Genomic DNA, 23,170 nt, shown 5'->3' on the forward strand with positions numbered 1-23,170 from the left:
TTTTTTAACACACGAATGACAGAATAAGTGGTAACTAAGCATGCAATTAAGCACTCGTCAGGTCAGAGTCTTTACACTGGCAACCCTTTTAAGCTCAGGAAAAAAGGTTCCAACCATTAAGATTATTTCTGCTCTTGAATGCTCAGAGCCTACGTTAACTCGCGTATTAAAAGAGATAAGAGATTCTTATGGTGCAGAAATAAAATACAGCAAAGCTTCTCGCGCATATCAAATGACTGAACGAGGTCAACTTGACAGTAAGGCGTTACGCCGTATGCGCGAGGCATTATCCGCCAGTGAAGATCTTCGCCACAATGGAATGACAAGCCGAGTTTATCTTGATAAAGATAAGAAAAAATCGGTTTCACTTTCATTAAAAATGTCGGCATTACGCAAAATTGATAGATTATCTTATTTAAAGAATTCCACACGAAGTGAAGCTGTTGAATTATTAGTTGATCACTATATTGAAAATTTAATTCAATCAACACTCGCTGAAATAGCCGAGAAAGAAAAAGAAAAAAAGAATTAAAATTAAATAATAAAAAATAGCTTGATGCTTAGGTATCAAGTTATTTTTATAGAATAATAAAAAACAAAAATATATAAAAACTTATTTAATAAAATTAAATTATATATTTACTTAAACTCTTATTTTATTTTAAATGACTTTAAAAACAGAAAATACCAATACATTAATACCTTGAATTTATTGGATTTTATAATTATTTTTATTTCTAGTTACAAAGGGTATTTATACCTAATCATTATTAGCTATTCATTTAGAATCACTCTAATTAAGACGATTAAATAAAATATATTTTCTTTAATAAAATTAAATCACCCCACTACTCAACTTAAGGGGAGTAAACAGATAAAATTCTCTTTTACTTTACTTTTTCTTTTCTGAAATAAGATTAAATATAAAGATACAATAACATATCTCATTATCATTTCTATTCTCAATTAAAGATTTAGTTAAGAAAAACTGTGCAATAAATCATATTTCAGCCGCTCTATTTAAATCAAAGTTAGATCACATATTCACGCCTCCCCCTTACTATTTAACGCTAACGTTCAATATTGGATATCAAGATCCCAGTTTATTAAGCCCTAGTATTTACAATACCGCACAGTGATAATTGGAGGGGCTAATGAAAACTAAAAATAAAATCAATGTACTAGAACTTATTTCGCCAGAAATGCAGCAAGTTATGCAATTTTATGCAGATAATCCGCAGCCTGCACCGGAAAGTAATGACTACCCTTCTATGCGCCTTGCTTATAATCAAGACCGACGTTATTGGAATGCAGATGCACCAGAGATGTTTAGTATTCGAGATATTTCCGTTAACACTTCTTATGGAGAGGTATTCACACGTCTTTATCAGCCCACTGAAAAAACACCTGCAACACTCTATTATCTTCATGGTGGCGGCTTTATTTTAGGGAATTTAGATACCCACGATCGTATTATGCGGTTACTCGCGTCTTATACAGGTTGTGCGGTGATTGGTATTGATTACTCACTCTCACCAGAAGCACATTATCCACAAGCGATTGATGAATCAGCACAAGTCTGCCAATTTTATTATCAACATGCTGACCATTACGGCATTAACACTCAATACATTGGTTTTGCGGGCGATTCTGCGGGTGCCATGTTATCGCTTGCTACTGTGCTGTGGTTACGCGACAAACAAATCCACTGTGGCAAGGTAAGTGCGGCTTTATTATGGTATGGATTATACGGTTTACGTGATTCCACCAGCCGTCGGCTTTATGGTGGCGAATGGGATGGGTTGCGCCAGCAAGATCTCGAAGAATATGATAATGCCTATTTAACCGCATTAGGCAATCGTGATGCGCCTTATTATTGCTTATTTAATAACGATTTAACGCAAGATATTCCCCCTTGCTTTATCGCCAGCGCACAATACGATCCACTTATTGATGATAGCGTGACGCTATTTAAAACCTTAGAAGCTCATCAATTAGCTTGTGAATATAAAATGTATCCCGGCACATTACATGCCTTTTTACACTACTCACGTATGATGAAAGTAGCTGATGACGCCATTCGAGATGGCGCTCATTATTTTGTTAAGCAACTCAATAATTAAAATTCCAGATTACGAATAAAACGATAATCTGCCGACGCCTCTTTAAGTCGATACAGACTTGCGGGGCGTCCTCTCTCTGCCCGTTTTTCTCCCGTATCAATCAATAAATCTGCTTGTTCGATCCGTCGTCTAAATGATTTTTTCTGGATCTCTTTACCAATCAGAATTTCATGAACATGTTGTAACTCTGGCAAGGTAAACACTTCAGGCAATGCAAATCCAGGAACAATTGAATAGAGTGACTTTTGCTTTAATCGCTCTCTGGCTTGTGCAATTAATTCATGGTGATCAAAAGCTAAGCTTTGTTGTGCAATCTCATCAATAGGACACCAGATTACTGAATCCACGGTATCAATGTGTGCTTCACAGACTTGATGTGCAATCAACGCGGTATAACACACCGTCACAGACCAACCTCTTGCATCACGCTGGTTATTTCCCACTGAACAAAGTTGCTCAATATAAGGAGGGATCACCCCTGTTTTCTCTTTTAATTTTCTTAGCACGGTATCTTCAAGGCAGTTGTCCTGTACTTCATCGACAAATCCACCGGGTAAACCCCATTTCCCTTTTTCAGGATGCTCCGCTCTTTTCACTAACAATACTTTTAACTGCGCTTCATGATAAGTAAACAGTACAGAATCAACAGTAATCAGTGGGGATAGGAAATCACGGCGGTTATAGTTGGCTAAAAAATCTTGTTCATTCATGGCGTCAGCTTTATTAGAAAACGAGAAGGCTATTTTAAGGTTAAACAGCAAAAAATCAAATTTTGTCATAAAGACACTAAATCAGTTGACAAGAATAGTGTCGATAAGACACAATCAACTTATTGTCAAAAGGACACTAATTAGAGGAAGACTATGTTTAACTTAAATTACTTTAAAGCAGATTCATCAACATTCATTATCAAATCGGTAAACGGAAAAATTCGCCAGCAAGGTAAAGGCTTGAGTTTTTGGTATAACTCCGCCACTACCTCTATTGCAGCATTACCTTTAAATGCGCAAGAAGCACCGTTTATTTTTAACTTCCAAACGGCAGACTTTCAGGGGTTACGCATTCAAGGACAAATTTCATTCCAAGTAAAATCCCCTGAAAAAGCGGCAGAAGTGCTTAACTTTAACTTGAGCAAAAACGGCAAATCTTATGCCTCTGAAGATCCACTCAAACTCAGTGATCGTGTTGTGCGTATTGCACAAACCTTAATTCAAGCAAAGATCCAAAGTACACCTCTTAGAGAAGCGTTATTACTTAGCCAATCATTAGTCACTTTGGTGATGGAACAATTAATTGAACACCCATCATTAGAAGCATTAGGTATTGCAATTTTAGATGTCTCTATTGCGGCAATCACTCCATCACCAGAAACCTTAAAAGCACTCGAAGCCGAAGCGAGAGAATCCTTACTGAAAGAAGCCGATGATGCAATTTATGCGCGTCGTAAATTCTCAGTAGAACAAGAACGCACCATTAAAGAGGCTGAACTAGAAACCGATTTATCTGTTCAACGTAAACGCCAAGAGATTGAAGAAGCCCGTTTAGAAAACGAACGTACATTATTACGCGAACAAGCAGAAATTGAAAAAGAGCGCCTTGAAGCCAAGGTTAACGCAGAAGCAAAACGTAAAGAACTGGTCGCGTTAAGTGCGGAAAATCAGCGAACACAATCAGAAGCTGATGCTTATGCAATTGAAGCGACCATGCGTGCTTATCGTGAATTACCCGTTGAAAACCTAAAAGCCATGGCACTAGCAAAAATGGACTCTCAACAATTAATGGCAATGGCATTTGAAACCTTAGCGCTGAATTCAGGGAAAATCGGCGAACTGAATATCACACCTGATTTATTTAGCCAATTTATGAAAAAAGGGAATAAATAATGCAACGTAACGAAGATTTTCGCTTTGTGCTGGTGATGAGAAAAAGCCGCTTACAGGAATTAATTGAGCGCTTTAATACTTGGTCACAAGCCAAATTCTATTTAGAACACAACAATGTTGAGGTAAAGGATTACCTCAATGAACACAATTTATATCAAAAACAACTCACACAAGCTGAGCTGATTTTAAAATCATTAGGACGTTTTCAACTTTTAGAAAGAGGTTTATTACCTAGCTATCAATTCTCACCCCACGATATTGTGGTGGTGATTGGTCAAGATGGGCTGGTAGCTAATACGCTGAAATACCTTAATGGACAGCCTATTATTGCCATAAACCCTGATCCATCAAGATGGGATGGCCAATTACTCCCTTTCGAAATTGGGCAATTAAAAGAGACAGTCATTAATACCATTAATAAGAAAATGCCATTTAAAACGGTCACTTTTGCACAAGCGACAACCAATGATGGTCAATCACTATTAGCAGTTAATGACTTATTTATTGGCCCTAAAAGCCACACCTCTGCACGGTATATTTTGCAATGGAGTGGCACTCAAGAAGCGCAATCGTCATCAGGTATTATTGTATCAACAGGGTTGGGATCGACCGGTTGGTTTCAATCTATTCTTGCCGGCGCGATGGCAATTACTGGAGAAGCTTCGCACCCTCTGTTACAAGGTTTTAGCTGGAGTGAGCGAAAACTACAATTCAGTGTCAGAGAGCCATTTCCAAGTAAAACGACAGGCGTTGCACTGACTTTTGGCACTATTGAGCCTGACTCGCCATTACAACTAGAGTCTTTGATGCCAGAAAATGGGGTGATTTTCTCTGATGGCATCGAAGATGACTATTTACAGTTTAATGCAGGCTGTATAGCGCATATTGGTATTGCTGATATACAAGGGCAACTAATTAGCCAAAAAGGACGTCAGCGTATTTAATAGCCTGATAAACGATCTTATCAGGCTTAATTTGAATTTAATCAATTAACTAGCTGAATACACTATATTTATTTACGGTTTAGTTGCAGCAATCATAAACATTGGGGTTGAGCGATAAAGGAATTTACGTTTTTCATCATACACTCGCTCGTTAATATTGGTTAAACAAGTCAGTTCTGAATAACCTCGGGCAACGAGTGTATCAAGATCCCATTGCGGTCTAGTTTTTTGGCACATTGGCATGCTTTTACGGTAATTGAGCATCGCATCAGTACAATCTATTGCGGTGACTTTATGCCCAGCTTTCGCCATAATGATAGAGAAAAAATCGAGCCCCGTTCCCACATCGAGTAGCTTTAATTCACCTTGTTAACCGCAATATTCATGAATAATATTCAGCCATGCTTTTCACTGAAAACCGTTTAATTCTATCTTGATTGTACTGATGTTGTAATAAAGGAAAAAATGATTTTATTTCTGATACATGATCCAGACAAATATCTGAAGGAAAAAGTTGAAGATCAAGGCAAGCATCCATGTTTGCTTGATCTTCGATTGCCGTTATTAACATCCGTTGTTCTAACGCTAAATTATCTCGATGCCATCCTTGAGCAATCCAACCCAAACTAAACGCCAGTAGTGCAATCCATGCATATAACGCTTGTGTGTTGAACATGACCTAACTCCTTAGTCATTCGAGATAAAACTGACTTTATCGACTTTTATTATGATGAAAACGTGTTGCACTTTTTACTTGGTATCCTCTTTTTCTTTCCCTGAAAAAAATTGATTACCTCGTTTACGTAACCAGATTTCGACTAACTGATAACCCACAATACCGAGCGCTGAGCCTATTCCCATTACTGCGACAGAATCAATTCCAGGCCATAAAATAAGCAGTGCGCCAGCAACAACAGAAACCGCAGAGCCTAAAATAATTTTGCCAATAAACAATCTTAATGTAATTGTTTCATTCGCAACGAGCATCTTCCCTAATGCAATAAAAGCGCCCACTATCACTAACGATATCAATGTGCTGTCATATTCATCCATGAATACACCTCATCTCTGATTACATTTTCTTTAACCGTAAAAAGAACCCTCACCTCCCAACATTCATCAGATAATCTGTAAAGAATTAGCAGTAAACCACGACCCTGTGTAACTGAGTAAATTCCCGATTGAGATAACGTAAGTTCCTTTTATTTCAACTATGCGCAACATCCATTTGCGGTAAACAACAAGCGATTCAGTTATATTACTGCTAACTTCCTTGTTAACTTGTAATAGACATCCTTGTCTATTGCTTTCTACTCACACTGAAAATCAACAAAAAATAATAAACAATAAATTCAATATGTTGTTTATCTCCGTATGATTTAACGTGAAGCTATTATCTACAAAGTTTGTATTTCAGGCTAGCAAGTTTGTTCGGTTATTGTCGGTTATCCAGTCTTAACCGACAATAACCGAACTATTCACATCAAATAAAACAAATAAACTTGTTTAAAATGCCTTTAAATAACCTTAAAACAAAGATTTATATAAAAAACAATAAATAGGCTGGTTATAATACAAATTTAAGCTAATATAGATGGTATCTGATAGCCTTTGGTAAAGAGAAAAATGATATGCGAGTCTTAACTATTTTTTGTCCTGAATGTGGTGAAAAAGCGCTTATAAAGAAAAGTAATCGCAAACACAAAGAGTTATCCGATCTCTATTGTGCTTGTCGTGATCCTGAATGCGGACATACCTTCGTTTTAAACCTCACGTTTAGCCACACCCTTATGCCAAGCGCAAAAAACAAAGATACGTTATTATTAGATGTGATTAAAAATCTTTCTCCAGAACAACGAGAGAAAGCGCTGACTCTTTTACAAGGTATGTAACTCTCTCCAAGAGACACTCTCTTTTTCATTTATTTTTATGATCTTGCTCCCATTCTGACAGGTTATTTGACTAACCTATTCTTATAGAAAGATAAATGATGTAGATTCATTTTTAAGCTAAACAAAAATAATTCTTATGTTTTAAATAAAACAAACACCGCCTATCGATACCGTGTTTGCCAATCCTTTAATAAATAATTTGTCAGCCCCCCAAACCAGAAATCTTATTTCTGGTTTGAAGACTAAACACAAATTTCAAATGGAGCATTTAAGATGAAAAAGCTGATTAATCGAGTTGATGATGTGTTATCTGAACAACTACAAGGCTTTGCAAAAGCCCATCCTGAAATCAAACTTCATCCTTCCTCTTTTTATGTCACGCGAAAAGATGCTCCAGTAAAAGGTAAAGTGGCTCTATTATCCGGCGGTGGTAGCGGACATGAACCCATGCATGCGGGTTTTGTAGGTAAAGGAATGCTTGATGGTGCATGTCCGGGTGAAATATTTACGTCACCAACACCCGATAAAATGTATGACTGCGCCAAAGAGATTGATAGCGGTGAAGGTGTTTTAATGATCGTGAAAAACTACACTGGTGATGTGCTTAACTTTGAAACGGCGACAGAACTGCTTCATGACGATGGTGTAAAAATTGCAACAGTATTAGTTGATGATGATGTGGCTGTGAAAGATAGCTTATATACCGCAGGACGCCGTGGTGTTGCCAATACCGTTTTAATAGAAAAACTACTGGGTGCGGCGGCTGAAAGAGGCGACTCTCTTGATGAACTCGTTAAATTAGGTCATCACATTAATAACAATGGTTTTTCTATCGGTATTGCCTTAGAAGCCTGTACAGTTCCTGCCGCAGGAAAACCTTCTTTTACTTTACCAGAAAATAAAATGGAGTTTGGTGTCGGTATTCATGGTGAACCGGGTATTGATCGCCGTAAATTTACGTCCCTCAATGATACTGTTGATGCCATGTTTAATACCTTAATTGAGAATGGTCACTATCAACGAGTGATCCGCAATTGGGATCGTGAAAACGGCACTTGGATCGAGGATGAACAGGAAAAACAGCCGTTAAGATCTGGCGATCGCGTCATTGTTTTAGTTAATAACCTTGGGGCCACACCACAATCTGAACTTTATGGTGTTTATAACCGTTTAACGCAATGCTGTGAAAAATTTGGCTTAACCATCGAACGTTCTTTAATTGGTTCTTATTGTACTTCGCTTGATATGTCAGGGATCTCAATAACGTTATTAAAGGTTGATAACGAATTACTTACCTTATGGGATGCCCCTGTGAATACACCAGCGATGGTGAAATAAGTCTTTAATAACAAGAGAAGGAACAAAAAATGGCTTTAACTCACGCTCAAATTATTCTTTGGTTACAACAATGTGCACTACTGTTTGAACAAAATAGTGATTATTTAACGGATTTAGATCGTGAAATTGGTGATGCTGACCACGGTTTAAATATGAACCGTGGCTTTAGAAAAGTGCAGGAAAAACTACCTGAATTTGAAGCTCAAGATATTGGTACTATCCTAAAAACCACGGGGATGACATTGCTCTCAAATATTGGCGGAGCAAGTGGCCCTTTATTTGGTACCTTCTTTATTCATGCAGCCAAACCAACTGCTTCATTGCAAACTCTAGAACTTAATCAGCTTGTTGAAATGATAACTGAAGGTGTAGAAGGCATTGTAAGCCGAGGAAAAGCAGAGCCAAATGACAAAACCATGTGTGATGTTTGGTGGCCTGTGGTTGAGTCATTAAAACACGCTAATGAACAAAATCTCTCTATCAAAGAAGCCCTCACTCAAGCACAAATTGTCGCTGAAAAAGCCGCTGAAAACACCATTCCGATGCAAGCCCGAAAAGGACGAGCAAGCTACTTAGGTGAGCGCAGTATCGGACATAAAGATCCTGGCAGTGCCTCTGTCGTACTGATGATACAAGCCCTTGCAAATAGCATTAATGCATAACTGACTAAGCAACCAATAAAGGTCTACCATGATAAATATTGTTATTGTTTCTCATAGTAAACATCTCGCTGATGGTGTGGCAGAACTTGCCAGTCAGATGCTTAATCCGACTTATTGCCAGCTTGCGGTTGCCGCAGGTATCGACGATGAAGAACATGCGATTGGTACTGATGCCGTTAAAATTATGACGGCGATAGAATCGCTTTCACAAGCACAATCTATTGTTGTGATGATGGATTTAGGTAGTGCAATATTAAGTGCAGAAACTGCGATTGAGTTACTTGATCCAGAGCTAGCTGAGAAAGTCACCCTCTGCTCAGCCCCTTTAGTTGAAGGTACACTTGCTGCAGTTGTAGCAGCATCTTCAGGGGCATCTCTAGAAAAAGTGCTTGAAGAAGCTTCAACTTCTTTATATCCAAAAAAAATCCAACTTGGTGAAAATTTCGTTCAACCTAAAAATGATATTAATGCCCCCGTCAAAATTCACGGTAAAGAGGCAAGTTGGGTCATTCGTAATCCTCATGGTTTACACGTAAGACCAGCCGCAACTTTAGTTGAGGTACTTTCTACTTTTCAGGCTGATTATCAACTTGTAAAAGGCGATAGACGAATAAATCCCCTTAGCTTAAACCAACTTTCACTCATACAAATTCGTCAAGGTGATGAAATAACGCTAATTGCCTCTGGTGAACAAGAAGATGAGGCTATTGCGGCGTTTCTTGAACTTGCCCGAAATGGCTTTGGTGAAGAGCTACCTTCTGATTCTAATACCATAACATTAAAAGGAACTTTAGCCCCTGTATCACAAATTAAAGCACCGGCTTTTGTGTGGCATGAAATCGAACTCTCACCTGTCAAAAACTTATCTGAACCGATTGATATTAATGCTGAAATTGGCAAACTTAATTTTGCAATAAAAAGTACGCTAAAAGCACTAAAACAGAATGCCAATAAAGCTAGCCAAAAATTAGGTGAGCATATTGGTGCTATTTTTAACGGCCATATCATGATGTTAGATGATGATGAGTTAATAACTAGCGTGATTGATCGTATTAAAGAAGAGAAGATCAGTGCCCAGCAAAGTTGGTCGGATGAAATGCAAGAAAGAACACAGTTGTATTGTGCACTCACCGATCCCTATTTACGCGCGCGTGAACTCGATATTCGTGATCTACGTAATCAAGTGCTTTATCATTTACAAGATAAAACTCGTTCAAGCGTTCCCCCTTCACAACCCGCTATTCTGGTCGCAAAAGAACTTTTTCCTTCTACATTAATTCAATTAGTTGATAGTCAATTGGTCGGTATTGCTTTAGCAAAAGGTGATAGTCGCTCTCACTGCGCCATTATCGCAGCTGAAATGCGCTTACCTATGTTAGTCAATTTAGGATCCGCACTATTAAAAGTCACGGGATCCCAAAAGTTAAAATTAGATACCAATAAGAGCGAATTAGTTATTGAACCAATAACACTATAAACCTCTTTTCAAATTCACCGCATAAAAAAACCCGCACAATGATGTGCGGGTAAGTCAACGAAAAACACTATCGATAATAGGTCATTATTGACTCTTATAATTATTAAGGTATTGATAATACCAATGTTGTTGCACCACTAAAATTACCTAATGAGGGGGTGCCATTAGCTTGAAGTTTTGACTTAACTCTCACATAGGTGTATTCATCCTTGATTGCGTCAACCTGTGTGCCAATTGATGCTGGTGAACCATTTAACATTAAAAAAGAACGGATGCTACCATCTGGTTTTAAGTTTAAAAAATGATCTTCCATTGAACTGGTGATTTTTACTGGCATCGTTTCATTACAAGTGAGCGCAAATTGTTCTTCCGCCTCATTACCATTAACTTGTGTCACATCAAGTACACCATGTGAAATAGTAAGATTATTAGAAATAAATGCACATTTACCTTCAGGCGGTGGAGCAATACCACATACGCCACCAGGTACCATTCTTCCTCCGCCTCCCGTTGGACTATTCGTCATAAAAAAAGCAATACATTCATCAACCTTAGGTTTTCCAAGGTGATCACTAAAACCAACAAAAGGAAGTGATAAATCACATTGATTCATTGCAACATCACGTATCTCGGCCATACTACTCAAGTTTTGTAAATCAACGCTACAACGCCATGGCACTCGACGTTCTGTTCCTGTTCCCCCTTTATCTGGTAGGCTGTGGAAGTGATTTATTTGAATATAACATCGCCCATTAAAACCTAAAGTTTTACAAGGATTTGAGGTAAATCCCATCTCTGTCCAATATTCCATAACAAAGTTATAACGTATATCAGTATCCTTGTCGGGAGAAACACCTGATTTGGTAATATAAGTAAAGTACGTTGCGTGAGCGCTAAATAAGGAAAATCCACAGATAACAATCAATAATTTTAAAATTTTCTGTATTTTTTTCATTGTCTTTTACTCATATTTCAGAGAAAACACGGCGGTAGCAGAAAAATGCCCCGGTTTAATTGATTTGTTTGCAATGGCTTTTGCTGTTGCCTGCAAAGAGGCAATAAAGCTCAGCTCAAAATGCCCATTATTAGGAATATTATATAAGCTGGTGTAATTCCCTAAGCTCACAGGGATACCTTCTTTAGTGATAATTTTTATTCCTAAATCAGAGTTATTAGCGCTATCGTCTAATGCTAATAATCCGGTAAGTTCATTATGAGTTGCCCCTTCAAACTTGATTTTCACTTGCTTGGCAATAGAGATATCACACTCTGATAAAACAATTTTGAAATCCTTTTTCTCGAATTCAAAATAACTTTTATAAATATCATCCAAGCGAATTTCATCAAAAACAATATCGATTTGAGAATGCTCAGGCAAAACTTTACAAGGCGCTATAATTAATGAACCGAAAATATGCATGTTTTCAGCAGAAAAAACAGAAGAAGACAATAATAAACAACTGCCAATAATAGCTCGATATAAGGTCAATTTATTCATTATTGATACTCCACAAATAATGTACCACCAGCGGTAAAATTACCCGGAACCAGTTCACTATTTTCTTTTTTCACCAATACGGCCCAAATTTTTTCTGGGTTATTTAAATTAACCGAATACTTTTTATTTAAATCAATAATAGAATCACCCATCATAAATTTTACGGTTAATTCATTAATATTAGTTCTCAACCCATTAGGATCGAAGCTACTTTTATTACCATCAATCGATAAATACATATTCCAGTTATTTAAATTTTCTTCACAAGTAATTTGGTAATTAATTTCTCTTTTTTGGTCATAGCCCTTTATCGTTTTTATGGCTACGGGACCAAAGTTCACCTCAATCATATTGCCATCATTCACTTTACAAGGAGGGGGAGTTAATAAATTACCTTTAATCAGTACTTGTGTTTCATTATCTTTTGCCAAACTGGGTGAAGAAAATACAGAAAATAAAAATAACATAATGAGGAATGGATAATAACGCATGTTGTTTATTCCTCTGTTAGTTGTAATAAACCTGCATAGTTGCAGTTGCCGTAAAGGAGCCCGTTGGTAGCGTGGCGCCACTTTTTTTCACGAGTACAGCATAAAGTTCAGGCTTAGTGTTATAGTTAAACTTAAATGGTGTTGTCATATAAATATTGGTATCAGTCGTTTTAAATAACACCCCTAAATCTGTCACACTTGTTTTTAAATAGCGTGTATCAAATCCGGCGCCATCACCCGTAAATTTCAGCGACATACTTGGATCACCTGTTGTTTTACAATCCAAGGTGTAATCCATTTTTTGTTTATAATTTTCGTTTTCTATTCTTGTGGTCATCACATCATTAAAGTTGACTTCGATAGGTTTACCATCGTTAATCTTACAAGGACGAGACTCCACACTCCCGCTCACCGTCACTCTTAAAAAGCCAGAAACAGCCCATACAGAAGGAGCAAGAAAACTCATACAAAGAAAAAGTATTACACCTCGGAATATAAGCATAATATTACGCCTTCTTATCTTTGATATTTGCTGAACAAATATCTCCACGGCATTGGAATGTTAATTCAACTAATCCACCGAAATCATTGAGATATTCAATAGCAGGAGCTACACCTAAATCCCCCACTTTTGTCCCTAATGGCCGTTGGCCAAAAGGCTCAATCATCACGGCCTCAAAACCATTAACCTCTGTATTATTTTTTCTAACTTTAGTGATAGTCAGATAATAAGGTGAAGGATTTTTCACATTGTAATCGCCACCCTGTTTTTCAATCACAATGTCTTTTTCCATTGGATTAGCCTCTAAACGGCTAGGTGCAACAATGCTTTTTGGTCGATAAAACACTTTAATTTTTGTCTGTAATGCAATTTGCAAAACATTAGGAGAATCACTGCGCGGAGGAATTTCACGAACATTAAGGTAATAAATACTTTCTCTGTCTGTGGGCAACATATTTGTTGCTGGTAATGCCTGTATTTTAATTTGGCTTTTGTTACCGGCTTCGATACGTTGAACTGGCGGTGTTACCACAAAAGGAGAATTAATTTTTTCATCTTTACTATTCTCAAGCCAAGACTGTGCTAAATAAGGTTTAGACTCATTTTCATTTTCTAAAATCATACTGACTGAGCGCTCACCTTCATTATATAAAACGCGAGTTCTATCTAATGCGATAGCGGAATAAGCGGATTGAGAAAAAAGGCAAAGTGTAACGATAGCGCCCAATGTTCTTATGTTGATATATTTCATTTCATTCACCGTTGACTTAAATTTAATTACTTACAAGGAAGCAACAACATGTTGCTTAAATTATTTTCTAGTACTTGGGGTAATTGGAATTGGCAAGTTTCGCCATTCCAAGCAAGATCTAAAGTTTCACCTGCTTTTACACCCGATAAATAAACAAAACCTTCGTCTGAAATAATGCCAACTTCTAATTTATCTTTGTTATAAACACTGGCGCCAAAAGGAGGATATTTCTTATCAGCCATCGTGATCACTGCTAAGACTTTCTCACCTTCAATCACATTAAATTTACGATAACCAATCGCCCCTTCGGTTAAGGTGGCATATTGTGACGATTGGATGGCATCTGCTTTTTCAGGAAGATTATTAATATCGATAGTGATATTGCTACGAGAGTAGTTTTGCACACCCATTAAAACCGCTTTACCATACTGGTTGGTTTCAATTGGCGTTAAACCTGTTTTAATCGGAATATCTTCAACATTATTGGTATCAACCAATATGCGTGAATTTCCCATTGAAGTGACTCGGTGGAGTGCTCCCCCTTCTGGCGTTAGCGTTATTCCGCCCATTAATTGCATCGATAATGCACTTTGATTATTTTGGGTATAAGTTCCACTGGTAGTCAGTTTTGCTAAATTACCGTCATAGTTATAAAAACCAGAAAGATTAACTTTATCGCTATCCCAAGTACCCGCAGATAAGTTATACGTACTACGCTCATTAATGCGTTCATAATAGTTAACAGAATTACTCGTATTATGACGATTAAATGATCCCGAATAACTAATATTGGCTTCATTACGCTCTAGTGGTACGCCTAATGACACATAAACACCTTCGTCATTGTTATAGCTCGATTCCACTTTATAAGCAGATAAGTTAACGGATAAATTTTTAAAATTAGCCCAATCAAAATAACTGGAAATCGTAAAGCTATAATTATCTGTTGAAGGTCTATTCCAATACGTTTGGCGAGAATAGTTTAAATACGTATTGATATTATATTCAGGGAAAGCCGTACCAAAGATTGCGGTATAGAGTTCTTTACCACTGTCAATATGGAGCCCTCGATAACGACCATCTAAAAACTGAGTCATACTTAAATAATCACGTTGAGAGAAGCGATAGCCCGCAAACGTAATCTGACTGTTTATTTCATCAAATTGCTTTGAGTAGGTAACATTATAAGAAGTACCAGATAAGGTTTTATCGTCAAAGTTACTGCCCATCTCAGCCCTTGAGGCTGAAATATTAAAAGAGAGCACCCCAAATGGGGCTAAATCTTGCCCTAAACCTAAAGCAACATTTTGATATTCTGTTGAGGCTAATAATCCGCCATAAATTGTGGTGTTATTCGCAGCCCCCCATGAAAAAGAGCCTAATGAAAATGCGGGGCCTTCAGTATCATGTTCATTCTTAGTTGGCTTCCCCATCACCAACTTATATAAAAACTGTCCGGGTCTTGTCAGCGTGCCTAAACGAGAGGTTTCCACTTTAAATGTTTGAACAGAACCGTCTTGTTCTTCAATAGAAACATCTAAAGTACCGCCGCCAAATGTATTGACGTCTTGAATTCGAAACGGCCCTGGACTGACTTCATTTTGATAAACAATACGACCATCTTGACGCACAATAACCGTGGCGTTAGTTCTTGCGACTCCCGCAATTTCAGGTGCATAGCCTTGTAAACGCGGTGGGATCATCGCATTGTCACTTTCTAATGAAGCACCAAGATAACGGAAACTATCAAAAAGCTCAGATGAAAGATATTGTTCACCTAACGTTAATTTTGCACCTAAAGAGCGAATAGCACGAAAAAGATAAAGCTGGTTCCAGCGCCATGATTTATCTTCGCTATTTAAATTACCGCCAGAGGCTTGCCAATCAGAACGAAAACGCCAAGCCCCCATATTAATGCCCATTACACCACTAATATTGGTTCCCGTTTCAGTACCTTTGCCGTTGTTTTCATATCGAATAAGGCGATTACTCATATTGTAATCAAGAAAAAATCCGGCAATACCATCATCCCAACGTGACGGCGGATCCCAACTAGGATCTTGATATTCCATAAAAGCTTGAGGAACGCTGATATTTAAAATACCAGTATAGAGATCACCCACTGCATTCATATTAGGAACAGAACGAAAATCAAGGCACTGGGTATTATTGTTGGTTAACCAAGTGACTTTTTTTTCCCATTCAGACTTTAAACCTAAAATGGGATAAACCTCTGGGGTGATACAAGGAATAGATAATTCTGCGTTATAATCTGGGGCAAAAAATAAAGTAGGTTCTTCGTTTCTTACTCTTTGTTTATTAACGTCGGTCGCAAGTAAATGAGTGCCCGGCTGAATATAGTTTGCGTAAGAGAATTTAGTAAAATCGGTATTTTCAATACCCTTATCTGTTAAGAAATCGGTATTAAAATCTACTGCTTCTTCTGCAAAAACAGGCAACGAAAAAGGAACAAAGAATAAAAGCATTACTTTTGTGATCTTATTTATTTTCATGCTTTTCATTTTGCTATGCCATCCTCAGCATTATTAACAGAAGACAATATTGATGAGATGCATGGCGCCTAAGCGCCACACATCTTATAAAAACAACAATTATTCGTAGATAACTTTGAAGTTAGCTACTGTGTCGAAAGAACCCGTTGTTGCTTTCTTATCAGCAGCTTCATTACCTTTCACGTAAGCTGAGAACTGCAATGTTGTAACAGAGCCGTCGCCATTATTTAAAGCGTGACCTGCTACTGGGAAACCTTGGCCAAAAGTAATTGGATTATTACCACGGTCAGTGATAACGATACCCGCGTTTTGTACTTTGCCACCTAAGCCCAGTAATTCGCCGGTATAACCGTCAAAACCACTTACAGTTGCTCCCGTGAATGATACTTTTGCAGTTTTGTAAGTTTCAGTTGAGCAGTTTTTCAGGATAATATCGAAGTTTTCGCTATCTGAACGGAATTTATTGCTAGTCAGTTCATGCAATGCAATTTCACCAAACTTAACAGTTTGATCTAAACTTTTGTCATCGATTGAACATGGAACATCATTGATAAAGCCCGTAAAACGGACTTTACCTTCACTGCTTTCCGCGGGATCTGCTGCAAAGCTAGGAGCAGCAACAACTAAAGATAACGCAACACCTAAAGCTAATTTAGTAAATTTCATAAAATTTCCTTTATACACAATAAAGATAGTGATATTTCTTGGTTTCTGACTAAATAAGCGATAGGTAATAAAACCTCACCGCCTTTCTACAACTTAAAATTCACAGATCCATTGATATTGATTGATAAAACCAAGATAGGGGATATCCTACGAATGCGTCCTTTTGCATTCATATTCAAATTAATTTATGGAATAAATTAATCGTATTAACTTTTTTAAACGTCACTTTTAAATATTTTAGAAATTAAGTTCCTTAATTAATAAAAACATCTTAATTAGACATATAAATAAGTAATAAGCTTTAATCAGAAAGTAAGAGTAAAAATCAAAGTAAAAAAACAATTTAAATTATGTTCTTTTACTTGTTTAGCAATTAAATACTCGCAAAAGGCGCAAATTAAGTCAAAAGTCAAAAAATGATGCTCTTAGTGAAATCAAAGGATAGTTATCAAATGAAACAATTCTTTAAATGAGCAGCTTTAGTCTTTTAAACTAAAATAATATATAGATTAGATATTATTACTTAATAAAAAATAAAGATGCCATTATTAACACTTAAATCGAGTAAATAAAATATAAAAACCAGATAAATAAAGTTAACTGGTTTTTTATAACGAAAACACATCAAAACATGGAAAGTTATATTTTGCTGATACGATAAACCCAATATATATACAAAAACACGTAGGATTCATCTTAATTGAAAAATTAAATTATATTCTCTAATTTAATTAAAAATTAGACAATCTAATTATGATGACATGTTTAAATATCGTTAATTTGTTCTTAATAAGAGCTAAAATAAATTATAAATACAAAGTAAATATGAGACTCTTTTAATGAGTACTCTTTTTAACATAATCAATTATGGAGTAAAATTTATTTTATGACGAATAAAAATGATATTCATCAAAAAATGATGACAATAATATCTCGTAACTGTTATGTGAAAAACACCATTATTAACATCAAATAAAGACATCTCATTTTTATATTTATCTATTAATAAGATTTTAAGAAAAGCAAAGTTAAAACAGCTCACTATTTTTACAAACAAAAGGTGTAAATATTGAATAAGAAAATAATAGCGCTTTGAACCACAGCAAGACCCATTAACATATAAAAAATTATAAACTCTATCTTTTTACGATTACAGGTAAAATAAAAGAAAAAATAAACTTAATATTAAATATAATAACAACAAAAGAAAATTGTGAAAGAGCGCCAGTATGGCGCTTCTTTGTTATTGAATAGCGGGTAAATCACACTTTTGGTTTATAGCTATCTTTATCAAGATCATGCTTTTTCATTCGTAAATACAGCTTTTTACGTGGAATACCCAAATAATCCGCCACATCACTGACCCGTCCTGCAAATAAATATAACGCATCTTCAATTAATCGGCGCTCATATTCATCCACAAGATTATCCAAAGGGCCTTCTGGTGGGATAATAGCTCGATGTTGTTCACTATCAACCATTTTCACAATGCCTACCGCATAGAGTTCGGCCACATTTCGTAACTCACGAATATTACCCGGCCAATCGTAACGCTTTAAAATATCGAGGTAATTACGATCAATCTTGGGTACTGCAATACCGAGCCGCTGTGCGCTTTGTCGTAAGAAAGCTCTAAATAATGGAATAATATCTGGGCGTCTTGCACTTAACGGAGGCAGTGAAAAAGTGATTTGTGAAAAATAGTAATAGAATTCTGGGATTAATCGTCCTTCTGTTACCAGTTGCTGAGTATTATTTTCTAAAATCGCAATCGTTCTAAAATGGCGCTTTCCTTGACGTTCCATATCTAACAGATAAGAACTTAACCAGCGTTGTGCTTCTGATGACAAATCATAAGGGGAACGTAAAATCAATGTTCCGACTTCATCCGCTTCAATTTGGGCAATAACGTGTTTGATATCCGCTAAATTTTGGCAATCGACGGTTTGGATCGCTTTATCACTATGCGGACTTAATTCATGTAATAGTTGAGCAAGCAGATGACGCCCTGTTCCCATCTCACCTTCTATCATTAAATCTTTATCGATATCAGCGAGTTGTTGTACTTGTTCTCTGATCGCGGTGATTTGCGCGCTGTCTCCCACTAATCGCTCTTGTGTGGTGCTTATTATGGCATTTCTAAGAGAAAGAATGGATTGACGCTCTTTATGTGCCTTCGCCACTAACGCTAAGAAAACAGGGGGATTAATCGGTTTTTCAATAAAATCATAAGCCCCTTTTTTTACCGCTTCTACGGCTAACGGTATATCGCCATGCCCGGTGATCATGATAACGGGAATACGAGAGTCAATTTGTTTAATACGCTCCAATACTTCCATGCCATTCATTGCTGGCATATAAATATCAAGCACAACAGCCCCTTGCCATTCTGATGTTAACAGGTTTAATGCTTTTTCTGGTGAGTCGGTGACTCTAGCAACCATTCCCGCAAGATTGAGTAAATGACGATAAGATTCAAGAATATCTTCATCGTCATCAATTAATAAAACGTCGATATCAGGCATGTGTGATTGTGTCATCTGTAAACTCCAAAACAACCATGGCACCACCATTTAATGTAGAGGCCAAGTAAATTTCATAACCAAACCGTTGCATAATTGAACGGCAAATGGATAACCCTAACCCAAGCCCCACATCTTTTGTGGTTGTAAATGGGGTAAATAGTTTTGGTAAAACCTCTGAATTGAATCCTTTTCCACTGTCGGCGATCGCCACTAATTTTCGTTTAGGATCAACAGATAAAAGATCAATGGTGATTTGGCTTTCACCAATCCCCGCAATCGCATCCATTGCATTAACAAACAAATTAACCAAGACTTGCTCAATTTGTGTCGGGTCTGCACAAATGGTCAATTCATCAGGAATATTATTCGTAATCATGCACTGCTCTCGTTTAGAACGAGACTCCACCAGCACCATCGCACTATCCACCAGCTCTTTTAATGGTGCTGAAACAAAGCTAATTTCAGATGAAGATTTACGTGAGAAATTACGCAATGCAGTAATGATTCGATTCATTCGTGCACACAGCTTTTCAATACGCTCGATAGAATCAGGTAATTGATCATATTTTCCCATCTGTATAGTCAGTTTTGCACTGTACAGATAAGTATTAATGGCAGAGAGTGGCTGATTAAGTTCATGGGCAAGGCTTGTCATCGCCTGCCCAACAACCGCCATTTTAGCTGCTTGTACTAACTCTTCTTGTGTCTGAATTAAATGTTTTTGTGCCTGTTCACGGCGCAACATCTCTTCATTTAATTGCTGGTTTTTATCCTGCAAATCTTGTGTTTTTAATGCCACCAGTCGTTGAAGTTCTAATCGACTTATCTCTTGGCGCGTAATATCCGTGATAGTCACAATATATTTGTGTTCATCTTTATGCGGATATTCTCGAATATTAAACTGTAAGAAATGAGGTTCACCCGCTTTCACCATTCGAATGGTACATTCACTTTGCCCTAAACGATAAAGCGGACTGGTTGCGCTAAATTGCGCTTTAAGCATGATGCTTGCCTCACCACTAAACAGTAACCAGAGTGGTTTATTGCTTTGTTCTTTCCCAGTGCCTAATAATGTCGCGGCACTTGGATTAACGGTTTCCATTCTGCCATCGTGGTGGCAGGTAATTAAACTTGCATCGGTGTTATTAATAAGATTTAACGCATTGCTGGCTTCAACTTCTTTCATTTGACGCCAAAATCGACGAAGCCGCCGACTTAACAGACCAATTTCATCTTGCCCGTCAATCAATACAGGCTCTGTTAAATGACCTTTGGCAACATGTGCTAAGTCATCGCTGAGTTTGTTCAATCTTGCGATAAGTCTTCTATCAATCAAGATTTTCATCACAATAATACTCAACAATAGTGATGCAATAATGATGACAACAATAACGATTTTTCCCGTTGCCATTAGCTTACGGGTATTATCATTAAGCTTATTTAATGCTTCACTGGTAGCAAAAACATTGCCTCTTACGGCATTATCAAATTGTGATAATTTTTCATTCAATTCAGGGGTTAATGCTTTGAGCTTTTTCTCGTTATCTACATCATCAATCAGTGTTTGGTAGATATCACCATCATAACGGGTGATCGCAATAATCTCTTGTAATACCTGACGATGGGCAATAGTCGATGGATAGCTTTTTAGCTTCTGATTTAAAGCGATAATTTCGTCAATTTTAACGCTGATATAATGAAAAGCGACATCAATATCACGGCTATAACGTTGGTGAGCAATCTCTTCAACTAAACTAATTAACTCATTTTCTGTCGTAAACAACTCTTGTAACAACGTTGATTCCAATAGGAGTTGTAGGCTATTTTCCTGTACATTCTTCTCATTGAGCATTTGGCTGACATGCCACTCAATTTCATTAAGTAACGGTTTAATATCTTCGCCAACAGCGTCATGCATCCACGCCAATTGCCCTAATAATTGGGCAAGGCGGTTTTCTAGTTCACGCCGTTTATCCAATAACACATCTTGTTGATTAATAAGCGCCGATAACTCATCAACAAGTTGAGTATAAAAATCACGCTGTGGCTTTTGCTCAATAGGAAACTCACGCAAATTATCTAATAACTGATGAATTTCCTGCTGTTGTTGCTCGGAAATCGATTTTCTCTGTGTTTGCTCTCGCTCTTTTAATAGCATTTGTAAATTGGTGCTATAACGTTCCATGTTATAGCTGGTGGTTAACATCGGTAAAGACTCTCCCACTGACGCATTAATTTGTGTCGCCAGTTTTCCCCACATAAAAAAGATAACCACACCAATCAATAAGGTGAGTAAAGAACTAAAAATAAACGCCATATACAGGCGTCTACCCAGTTTGCCAAATTGCTTAGGCACTAATAATTTCATCCGTAATACCTTTCATAAAAACAGCGCTTCCTGCTGTATATTTGAACCACAAGGCGGTTAGGGTGATTTTGTCTCTTTCAATAAAACCAGTGCTTGTTCAAGCTTTTCAGCTTCTAATGTGCGCCATTGATAAAGTACCGCTAAGGCTTGATCAGAATATTCACGCTGATCGGCTTCTTTCATAAATAATGCTTGTAATGTTGGTGAATTTGCCTCTTTTTCACTAATAAGCACCGAACTTGCTATTTTTCGCGCTTTGCTGATCGCAGAAACACGTTCTGGCGTTTTATTTTCCTGTCTTTCTGCTTCGTGGATATCATTCCAAACTTGGCGCATTAAAGGAAAATTATGGGTGATCATTTGATCAAATAACGCATTAACGACTTCACTACGGCGATAAGCCTCATTGCTGTTTAAAATAAATTCCGTGTTATTAGCGAGTTCATCGTTATTACGTAAGATCTCTTTGCTTAATGGGATCTTTGCCATATCACTTTTATAGATGATCTCTTGTCCTTCATCCGATAAAAGAAAGGCAATAAATTTGGCTGCTGTGTCTCTTTTACTGCTTTCGGCAACAATGGCGACATATGCCGGTAAAATAATCGACTTATCAAAATAGCTAAATTCGACAAAATCAAATCGCTTTTGATGGTTAAAAGCATAGTTATCAATAATGGGTCCAGCACCTACAATGCCTCTGGCGATAGCATCACTGACACGCGAACTCCGTGCCGAAATGGAGGAAAGGTTACCACTGGTTTCGAGTAAGATCTGCCATCCTCGCTCCCAGCCATACTCTTGCAGCACATTTTCCACCATCAATTGCATCGTGCCGGAGTTTGCCGGAGTGGTCATGGTTAAGTGCCCTTGGTAAATCGGATCACTTAAATCAACCCAACTTTTAGGTGCCGGAATACCGAGTTTTTGTAGGTATTGCGTATTACTCATAATGCCAATACCCGAATAGCCAACCGTGGTTATTTTATCGTTTAAGATATCACTATGGCGTGTTAACCATTTTGGTGTTTCATAATTTACAGGTAATCGCGCCAGTAGCCCTTCTCTATCTAAATGATGAAAAAAGTTAGCCGATGACGACATTACAATATCAACTGGCTGTGTAGGATATTGTTTCATCATCCGTGTCGCAATCGCAACGCGACGATAAACCACTTGCACCTTAGTATCTGGATAACGAGCACTAAAAGCCTCTGTAAGTGGTCGCATTGGTGTATCTGAAAGTGTCGTCAGTATAACAAGTGGCTGCTCATCACTACGCACAGGTGTGATAAACAGCCAACTAAACAATAAACAGACGAGGCTCAGTGTTATTTTTATTCTCATGACATACCCCTGGTTTTGTTTTGAATAAACATAAAAATGTGTCGAACTTCAAACTTCTGATATTTAGCAATATTTATTATTTTGAGCTAATGAGTCCTTAATGACTCATTTACAGCAATGATACGACGATATCTTCACTCATTTTTAAACCAACGCCTAATAGCGATGTTACAAATTTGACTCACCGATT

At 37.3% G+C, this 23,170-nt stretch carries 22 protein-coding genes; 8 read left to right on the plus strand and 14 right to left on the minus strand.

Annotated features, from left to right (window positions below; translation table 11 throughout):
- Window positions 1-40: 40 nt before the first annotated feature.
- Both B6258_RS05925 and aes read left to right on the plus strand, forming a co-directional pair.
- Window positions 41-532, plus strand: a complete 492-nt coding sequence (locus tag B6258_RS05925) for a tellurium resistance protein TerW (protein ID WP_075672873.1) — start codon at window positions 41-43, stop codon at window positions 530-532.
- Between the two features lie 622 nt (window positions 533-1,154).
- Complete coding sequence (gene aes, locus B6258_RS05930; protein WP_099074495.1) at window positions 1,155-2,123, plus strand: acetyl esterase; 969 nt, start codon at window positions 1,155-1,157, stop codon at window positions 2,121-2,123.
- Here the strand turns inward: aes and B6258_RS05935 are convergent.
- Complete coding sequence (locus B6258_RS05935; RefSeq protein ID WP_099074605.1) at window positions 2,120-2,833, minus strand: NUDIX hydrolase; 714 nt, start codon at window positions 2,831-2,833, stop codon at window positions 2,120-2,122. The two genes, aes and B6258_RS05935, sit on opposite strands and share 4 nt — an antisense overlap.
- A 153-nt stretch (window positions 2,834-2,986) precedes the next feature.
- On the opposite strand from B6258_RS05935, the gene B6258_RS05940 reads away from it, so the two are divergent.
- Together B6258_RS05940 and B6258_RS05945 are read left to right on the plus strand one after the other, a co-directional pair.
- Window positions 2,987-4,006 (plus strand): SPFH domain-containing protein, encoded by a 1,020-nt coding sequence (locus B6258_RS05940; protein ID WP_099074496.1) that lies wholly within the window; start codon window positions 2,987-2,989, stop codon window positions 4,004-4,006.
- Complete coding sequence (locus tag B6258_RS05945) at window positions 4,006-4,950, plus strand: diacylglycerol kinase catalytic domain-containing protein (RefSeq protein ID WP_099074497.1); 945 nt, start codon at window positions 4,006-4,008, stop codon at window positions 4,948-4,950. Before B6258_RS05940 ends, B6258_RS05945 begins: the two co-directional genes overlap by 1 nt.
- 72 nt (window positions 4,951-5,022) lie before the next feature.
- Here the strand turns inward: B6258_RS05945 and B6258_RS05950 are convergent, their stop codons facing one another.
- The 3 genes from B6258_RS05950 to B6258_RS05960 form a co-directional block, all read right to left on the minus strand.
- Complete coding sequence (locus tag B6258_RS05950) at window positions 5,023-5,295, minus strand: class I SAM-dependent methyltransferase (RefSeq protein ID WP_206073606.1); 273 nt, start codon at window positions 5,293-5,295, stop codon at window positions 5,023-5,025.
- Between the two features lie 37 nt (window positions 5,296-5,332).
- Window positions 5,333-5,626 carry a hypothetical protein gene (locus tag B6258_RS18035; protein ID WP_099074498.1) on the minus strand — a complete coding sequence of 98 codons (294 nt, stop codon included), beginning with the start codon at window positions 5,624-5,626 and terminating at the stop codon, window positions 5,333-5,335.
- A gap of 74 nt (window positions 5,627-5,700) precedes the next feature.
- Window positions 5,701-6,003, minus strand: coding sequence for a phage holin family protein (locus B6258_RS05960; protein WP_099074499.1), 303 nt, complete (start codon window positions 6,001-6,003; stop codon window positions 5,701-5,703).
- A 578-nt stretch (window positions 6,004-6,581) separates the two neighbouring features.
- On the opposite strand from B6258_RS05960, the gene B6258_RS05965 reads away from it, so the two are divergent.
- The 4 genes from B6258_RS05965 (at window position 6,582) to dhaM (ending at window position 10,319) form a co-directional block, all read left to right on the plus strand.
- Window positions 6,582-6,842 carry an Ogr/Delta-like zinc finger protein gene (locus B6258_RS05965; protein WP_023582814.1) on the plus strand — a complete coding sequence of 87 codons (261 nt, stop codon included), beginning with the start codon at window positions 6,582-6,584 and terminating at the stop codon, window positions 6,840-6,842.
- A 273-nt stretch (window positions 6,843-7,115) separates the two neighbouring features.
- Window positions 7,116-8,180 (plus strand): dihydroxyacetone kinase subunit DhaK, encoded by a 1,065-nt coding sequence (gene dhaK / locus B6258_RS05970; protein WP_099074500.1) that lies wholly within the window; start codon window positions 7,116-7,118, stop codon window positions 8,178-8,180.
- Window positions 8,181-8,209: 29 nt separating this feature from the next.
- On the plus strand, window positions 8,210-8,842 hold the full coding sequence (gene dhaL / locus B6258_RS05975) for a dihydroxyacetone kinase subunit DhaL (protein ID WP_099074501.1): 633 nt from the start codon (window positions 8,210-8,212) through the stop codon (window positions 8,840-8,842).
- A 28-nt stretch (window positions 8,843-8,870) separates the two neighbouring features.
- Window positions 8,871-10,319, plus strand: a complete 1,449-nt coding sequence (dhaM, locus tag B6258_RS05980) for a dihydroxyacetone kinase phosphoryl donor subunit DhaM (protein WP_099074502.1) — start codon at window positions 8,871-8,873, stop codon at window positions 10,317-10,319.
- A gap of 103 nt (window positions 10,320-10,422) precedes the next feature.
- Here the strand turns inward: dhaM and B6258_RS05985 are convergent, their stop codons facing one another.
- The 10 genes from B6258_RS05985 to B6258_RS06030 all read right to left on the minus strand — a co-directional run bounded on the left by B6258_RS05985 (window position 10,423) and on the right by B6258_RS06030 (window position 22,980).
- On the minus strand, window positions 10,423-11,274 hold the full coding sequence (locus B6258_RS05985; RefSeq protein ID WP_099074503.1) for an MrpH family fimbial adhesin: 852 nt from the start codon (window positions 11,272-11,274) through the stop codon (window positions 10,423-10,425).
- A 6-nt stretch (window positions 11,275-11,280) separates the two neighbouring features.
- The gene (locus B6258_RS05990; RefSeq protein ID WP_099074504.1) at window positions 11,281-11,817 is read right to left on the minus strand and encodes a fimbrial protein; all 537 of its coding nucleotides are present in this window, start codon (window positions 11,815-11,817) and stop codon (window positions 11,281-11,283) included.
- Window positions 11,817-12,308, minus strand: coding sequence for a fimbrial protein (locus B6258_RS05995; RefSeq protein ID WP_099074505.1), 492 nt, complete (start codon window positions 12,306-12,308; stop codon window positions 11,817-11,819). The genes B6258_RS05990 and B6258_RS05995 overlap by 1 nt, the downstream gene beginning before the upstream one ends.
- A 16-nt stretch (window positions 12,309-12,324) precedes the next feature.
- Window positions 12,325-12,810, minus strand: coding sequence for a fimbrial protein (locus B6258_RS06000; protein ID WP_099074506.1), 486 nt, complete (start codon window positions 12,808-12,810; stop codon window positions 12,325-12,327).
- A gap of 4 nt (window positions 12,811-12,814) precedes the next feature.
- The gene (locus B6258_RS06005) at window positions 12,815-13,561 is read right to left on the minus strand and encodes a fimbria/pilus periplasmic chaperone (RefSeq protein WP_099074507.1); all 747 of its coding nucleotides are present in this window, start codon (window positions 13,559-13,561) and stop codon (window positions 12,815-12,817) included.
- A gap of 26 nt (window positions 13,562-13,587) precedes the next feature.
- Window positions 13,588-16,083 (minus strand): fimbria/pilus outer membrane usher protein, encoded by a 2,496-nt coding sequence (locus tag B6258_RS06010; RefSeq protein ID WP_099074508.1) that lies wholly within the window; start codon window positions 16,081-16,083, stop codon window positions 13,588-13,590.
- Between the two features lie 90 nt (window positions 16,084-16,173).
- On the minus strand, window positions 16,174-16,740 hold the full coding sequence (locus B6258_RS06015) for a fimbrial protein (protein ID WP_099074509.1): 567 nt from the start codon (window positions 16,738-16,740) through the stop codon (window positions 16,174-16,176).
- Between the two features lie 1,262 nt (window positions 16,741-18,002).
- Entirely contained in the window at window positions 18,003-19,280 is a 1,278-nt protein-coding gene (locus tag B6258_RS06020) for a sigma-54-dependent transcriptional regulator (RefSeq protein WP_099074510.1), read from the minus strand.
- Window positions 19,258-21,633, minus strand: a complete 2,376-nt coding sequence (locus tag B6258_RS06025; RefSeq protein WP_099074511.1) for an ATP-binding protein — start codon at window positions 21,631-21,633, stop codon at window positions 19,258-19,260. Before B6258_RS06025 ends, B6258_RS06020 begins: the two co-directional genes overlap by 23 nt.
- Before the next feature lie 57 nt (window positions 21,634-21,690).
- Window positions 21,691-22,980 (minus strand): ABC transporter substrate-binding protein, encoded by a 1,290-nt coding sequence (locus tag B6258_RS06030; RefSeq protein ID WP_099074512.1) that lies wholly within the window; start codon window positions 22,978-22,980, stop codon window positions 21,691-21,693.
- Window positions 22,981-23,170 lie beyond the last annotated feature (190 nt).

The organism is Proteus alimentorum (genome assembly GCF_002607735.1).
GTDB classification, from domain to species: domain Bacteria; phylum Pseudomonadota; class Gammaproteobacteria; order Enterobacterales; family Enterobacteriaceae; genus Proteus; species Proteus alimentorum.

Bases quoted from the DNA above. Each gene is read 5' to 3' on its own strand.
- B6258_RS05925 (WP_075672873.1), top strand. From the start codon at position 41: ATGCAATTAAGCACTCGTCAGGTCAGAGTCTTTACACTGGCAACCCTT.
- aes (WP_099074495.1), top strand. From the start codon at position 1,155: ATGAAAACTAAAAATAAAATCAATGTACTAGAACTTATTTCGCCAGAA.
- B6258_RS05935 (WP_099074605.1), bottom strand. From the start codon at position 2,833: ATGAATGAACAAGATTTTTTAGCCAACTATAACCGCCGTGATTTCCTA.
- B6258_RS05940 (WP_099074496.1), top strand. From the start codon at position 2,987: ATGTTTAACTTAAATTACTTTAAAGCAGATTCATCAACATTCATTATC.
- B6258_RS05945 (WP_099074497.1), top strand. From the start codon at position 4,006: ATGCAACGTAACGAAGATTTTCGCTTTGTGCTGGTGATGAGAAAAAGC.
- B6258_RS18035 (WP_099074498.1), bottom strand. From the start codon at position 5,626: ATGTTCAACACACAAGCGTTATATGCATGGATTGCACTACTGGCGTTT.
- B6258_RS05960 (WP_099074499.1), bottom strand. From the start codon at position 6,003: ATGGATGAATATGACAGCACATTGATATCGTTAGTGATAGTGGGCGCT.
- B6258_RS05965 (WP_023582814.1), top strand. From the start codon at position 6,582: ATGCGAGTCTTAACTATTTTTTGTCCTGAATGTGGTGAAAAAGCGCTT.
- dhaK (WP_099074500.1), top strand. From the start codon at position 7,116: ATGAAAAAGCTGATTAATCGAGTTGATGATGTGTTATCTGAACAACTA.
- dhaL (WP_099074501.1), top strand. From the start codon at position 8,210: ATGGCTTTAACTCACGCTCAAATTATTCTTTGGTTACAACAATGTGCA.
- dhaM (WP_099074502.1), top strand. From the start codon at position 8,871: ATGATAAATATTGTTATTGTTTCTCATAGTAAACATCTCGCTGATGGT.
- B6258_RS05985 (WP_099074503.1), bottom strand. From the start codon at position 11,274: ATGAAAAAAATACAGAAAATTTTAAAATTATTGATTGTTATCTGTGGA.
- B6258_RS05990 (WP_099074504.1), bottom strand. From the start codon at position 11,817: ATGAATAAATTGACCTTATATCGAGCTATTATTGGCAGTTGTTTATTA.
- B6258_RS05995 (WP_099074505.1), bottom strand. From the start codon at position 12,308: ATGCGTTATTATCCATTCCTCATTATGTTATTTTTATTTTCTGTATTT.
- B6258_RS06000 (WP_099074506.1), bottom strand. From the start codon at position 12,810: ATGCTTATATTCCGAGGTGTAATACTTTTTCTTTGTATGAGTTTTCTT.
- B6258_RS06005 (WP_099074507.1), bottom strand. From the start codon at position 13,561: ATGAAATATATCAACATAAGAACATTGGGCGCTATCGTTACACTTTGC.
- B6258_RS06010 (WP_099074508.1), bottom strand. From the start codon at position 16,083: ATGAAAAGCATGAAAATAAATAAGATCACAAAAGTAATGCTTTTATTC.
- B6258_RS06015 (WP_099074509.1), bottom strand. From the start codon at position 16,740: ATGAAATTTACTAAATTAGCTTTAGGTGTTGCGTTATCTTTAGTTGTT.
- B6258_RS06020 (WP_099074510.1), bottom strand. From the start codon at position 19,280: ATGACACAATCACACATGCCTGATATCGACGTTTTATTAATTGATGAC.
- B6258_RS06025 (WP_099074511.1), bottom strand. From the start codon at position 21,633: ATGAAATTATTAGTGCCTAAGCAATTTGGCAAACTGGGTAGACGCCTG.
- B6258_RS06030 (WP_099074512.1), bottom strand. From the start codon at position 22,980: ATGAGAATAAAAATAACACTGAGCCTCGTCTGTTTATTGTTTAGTTGG.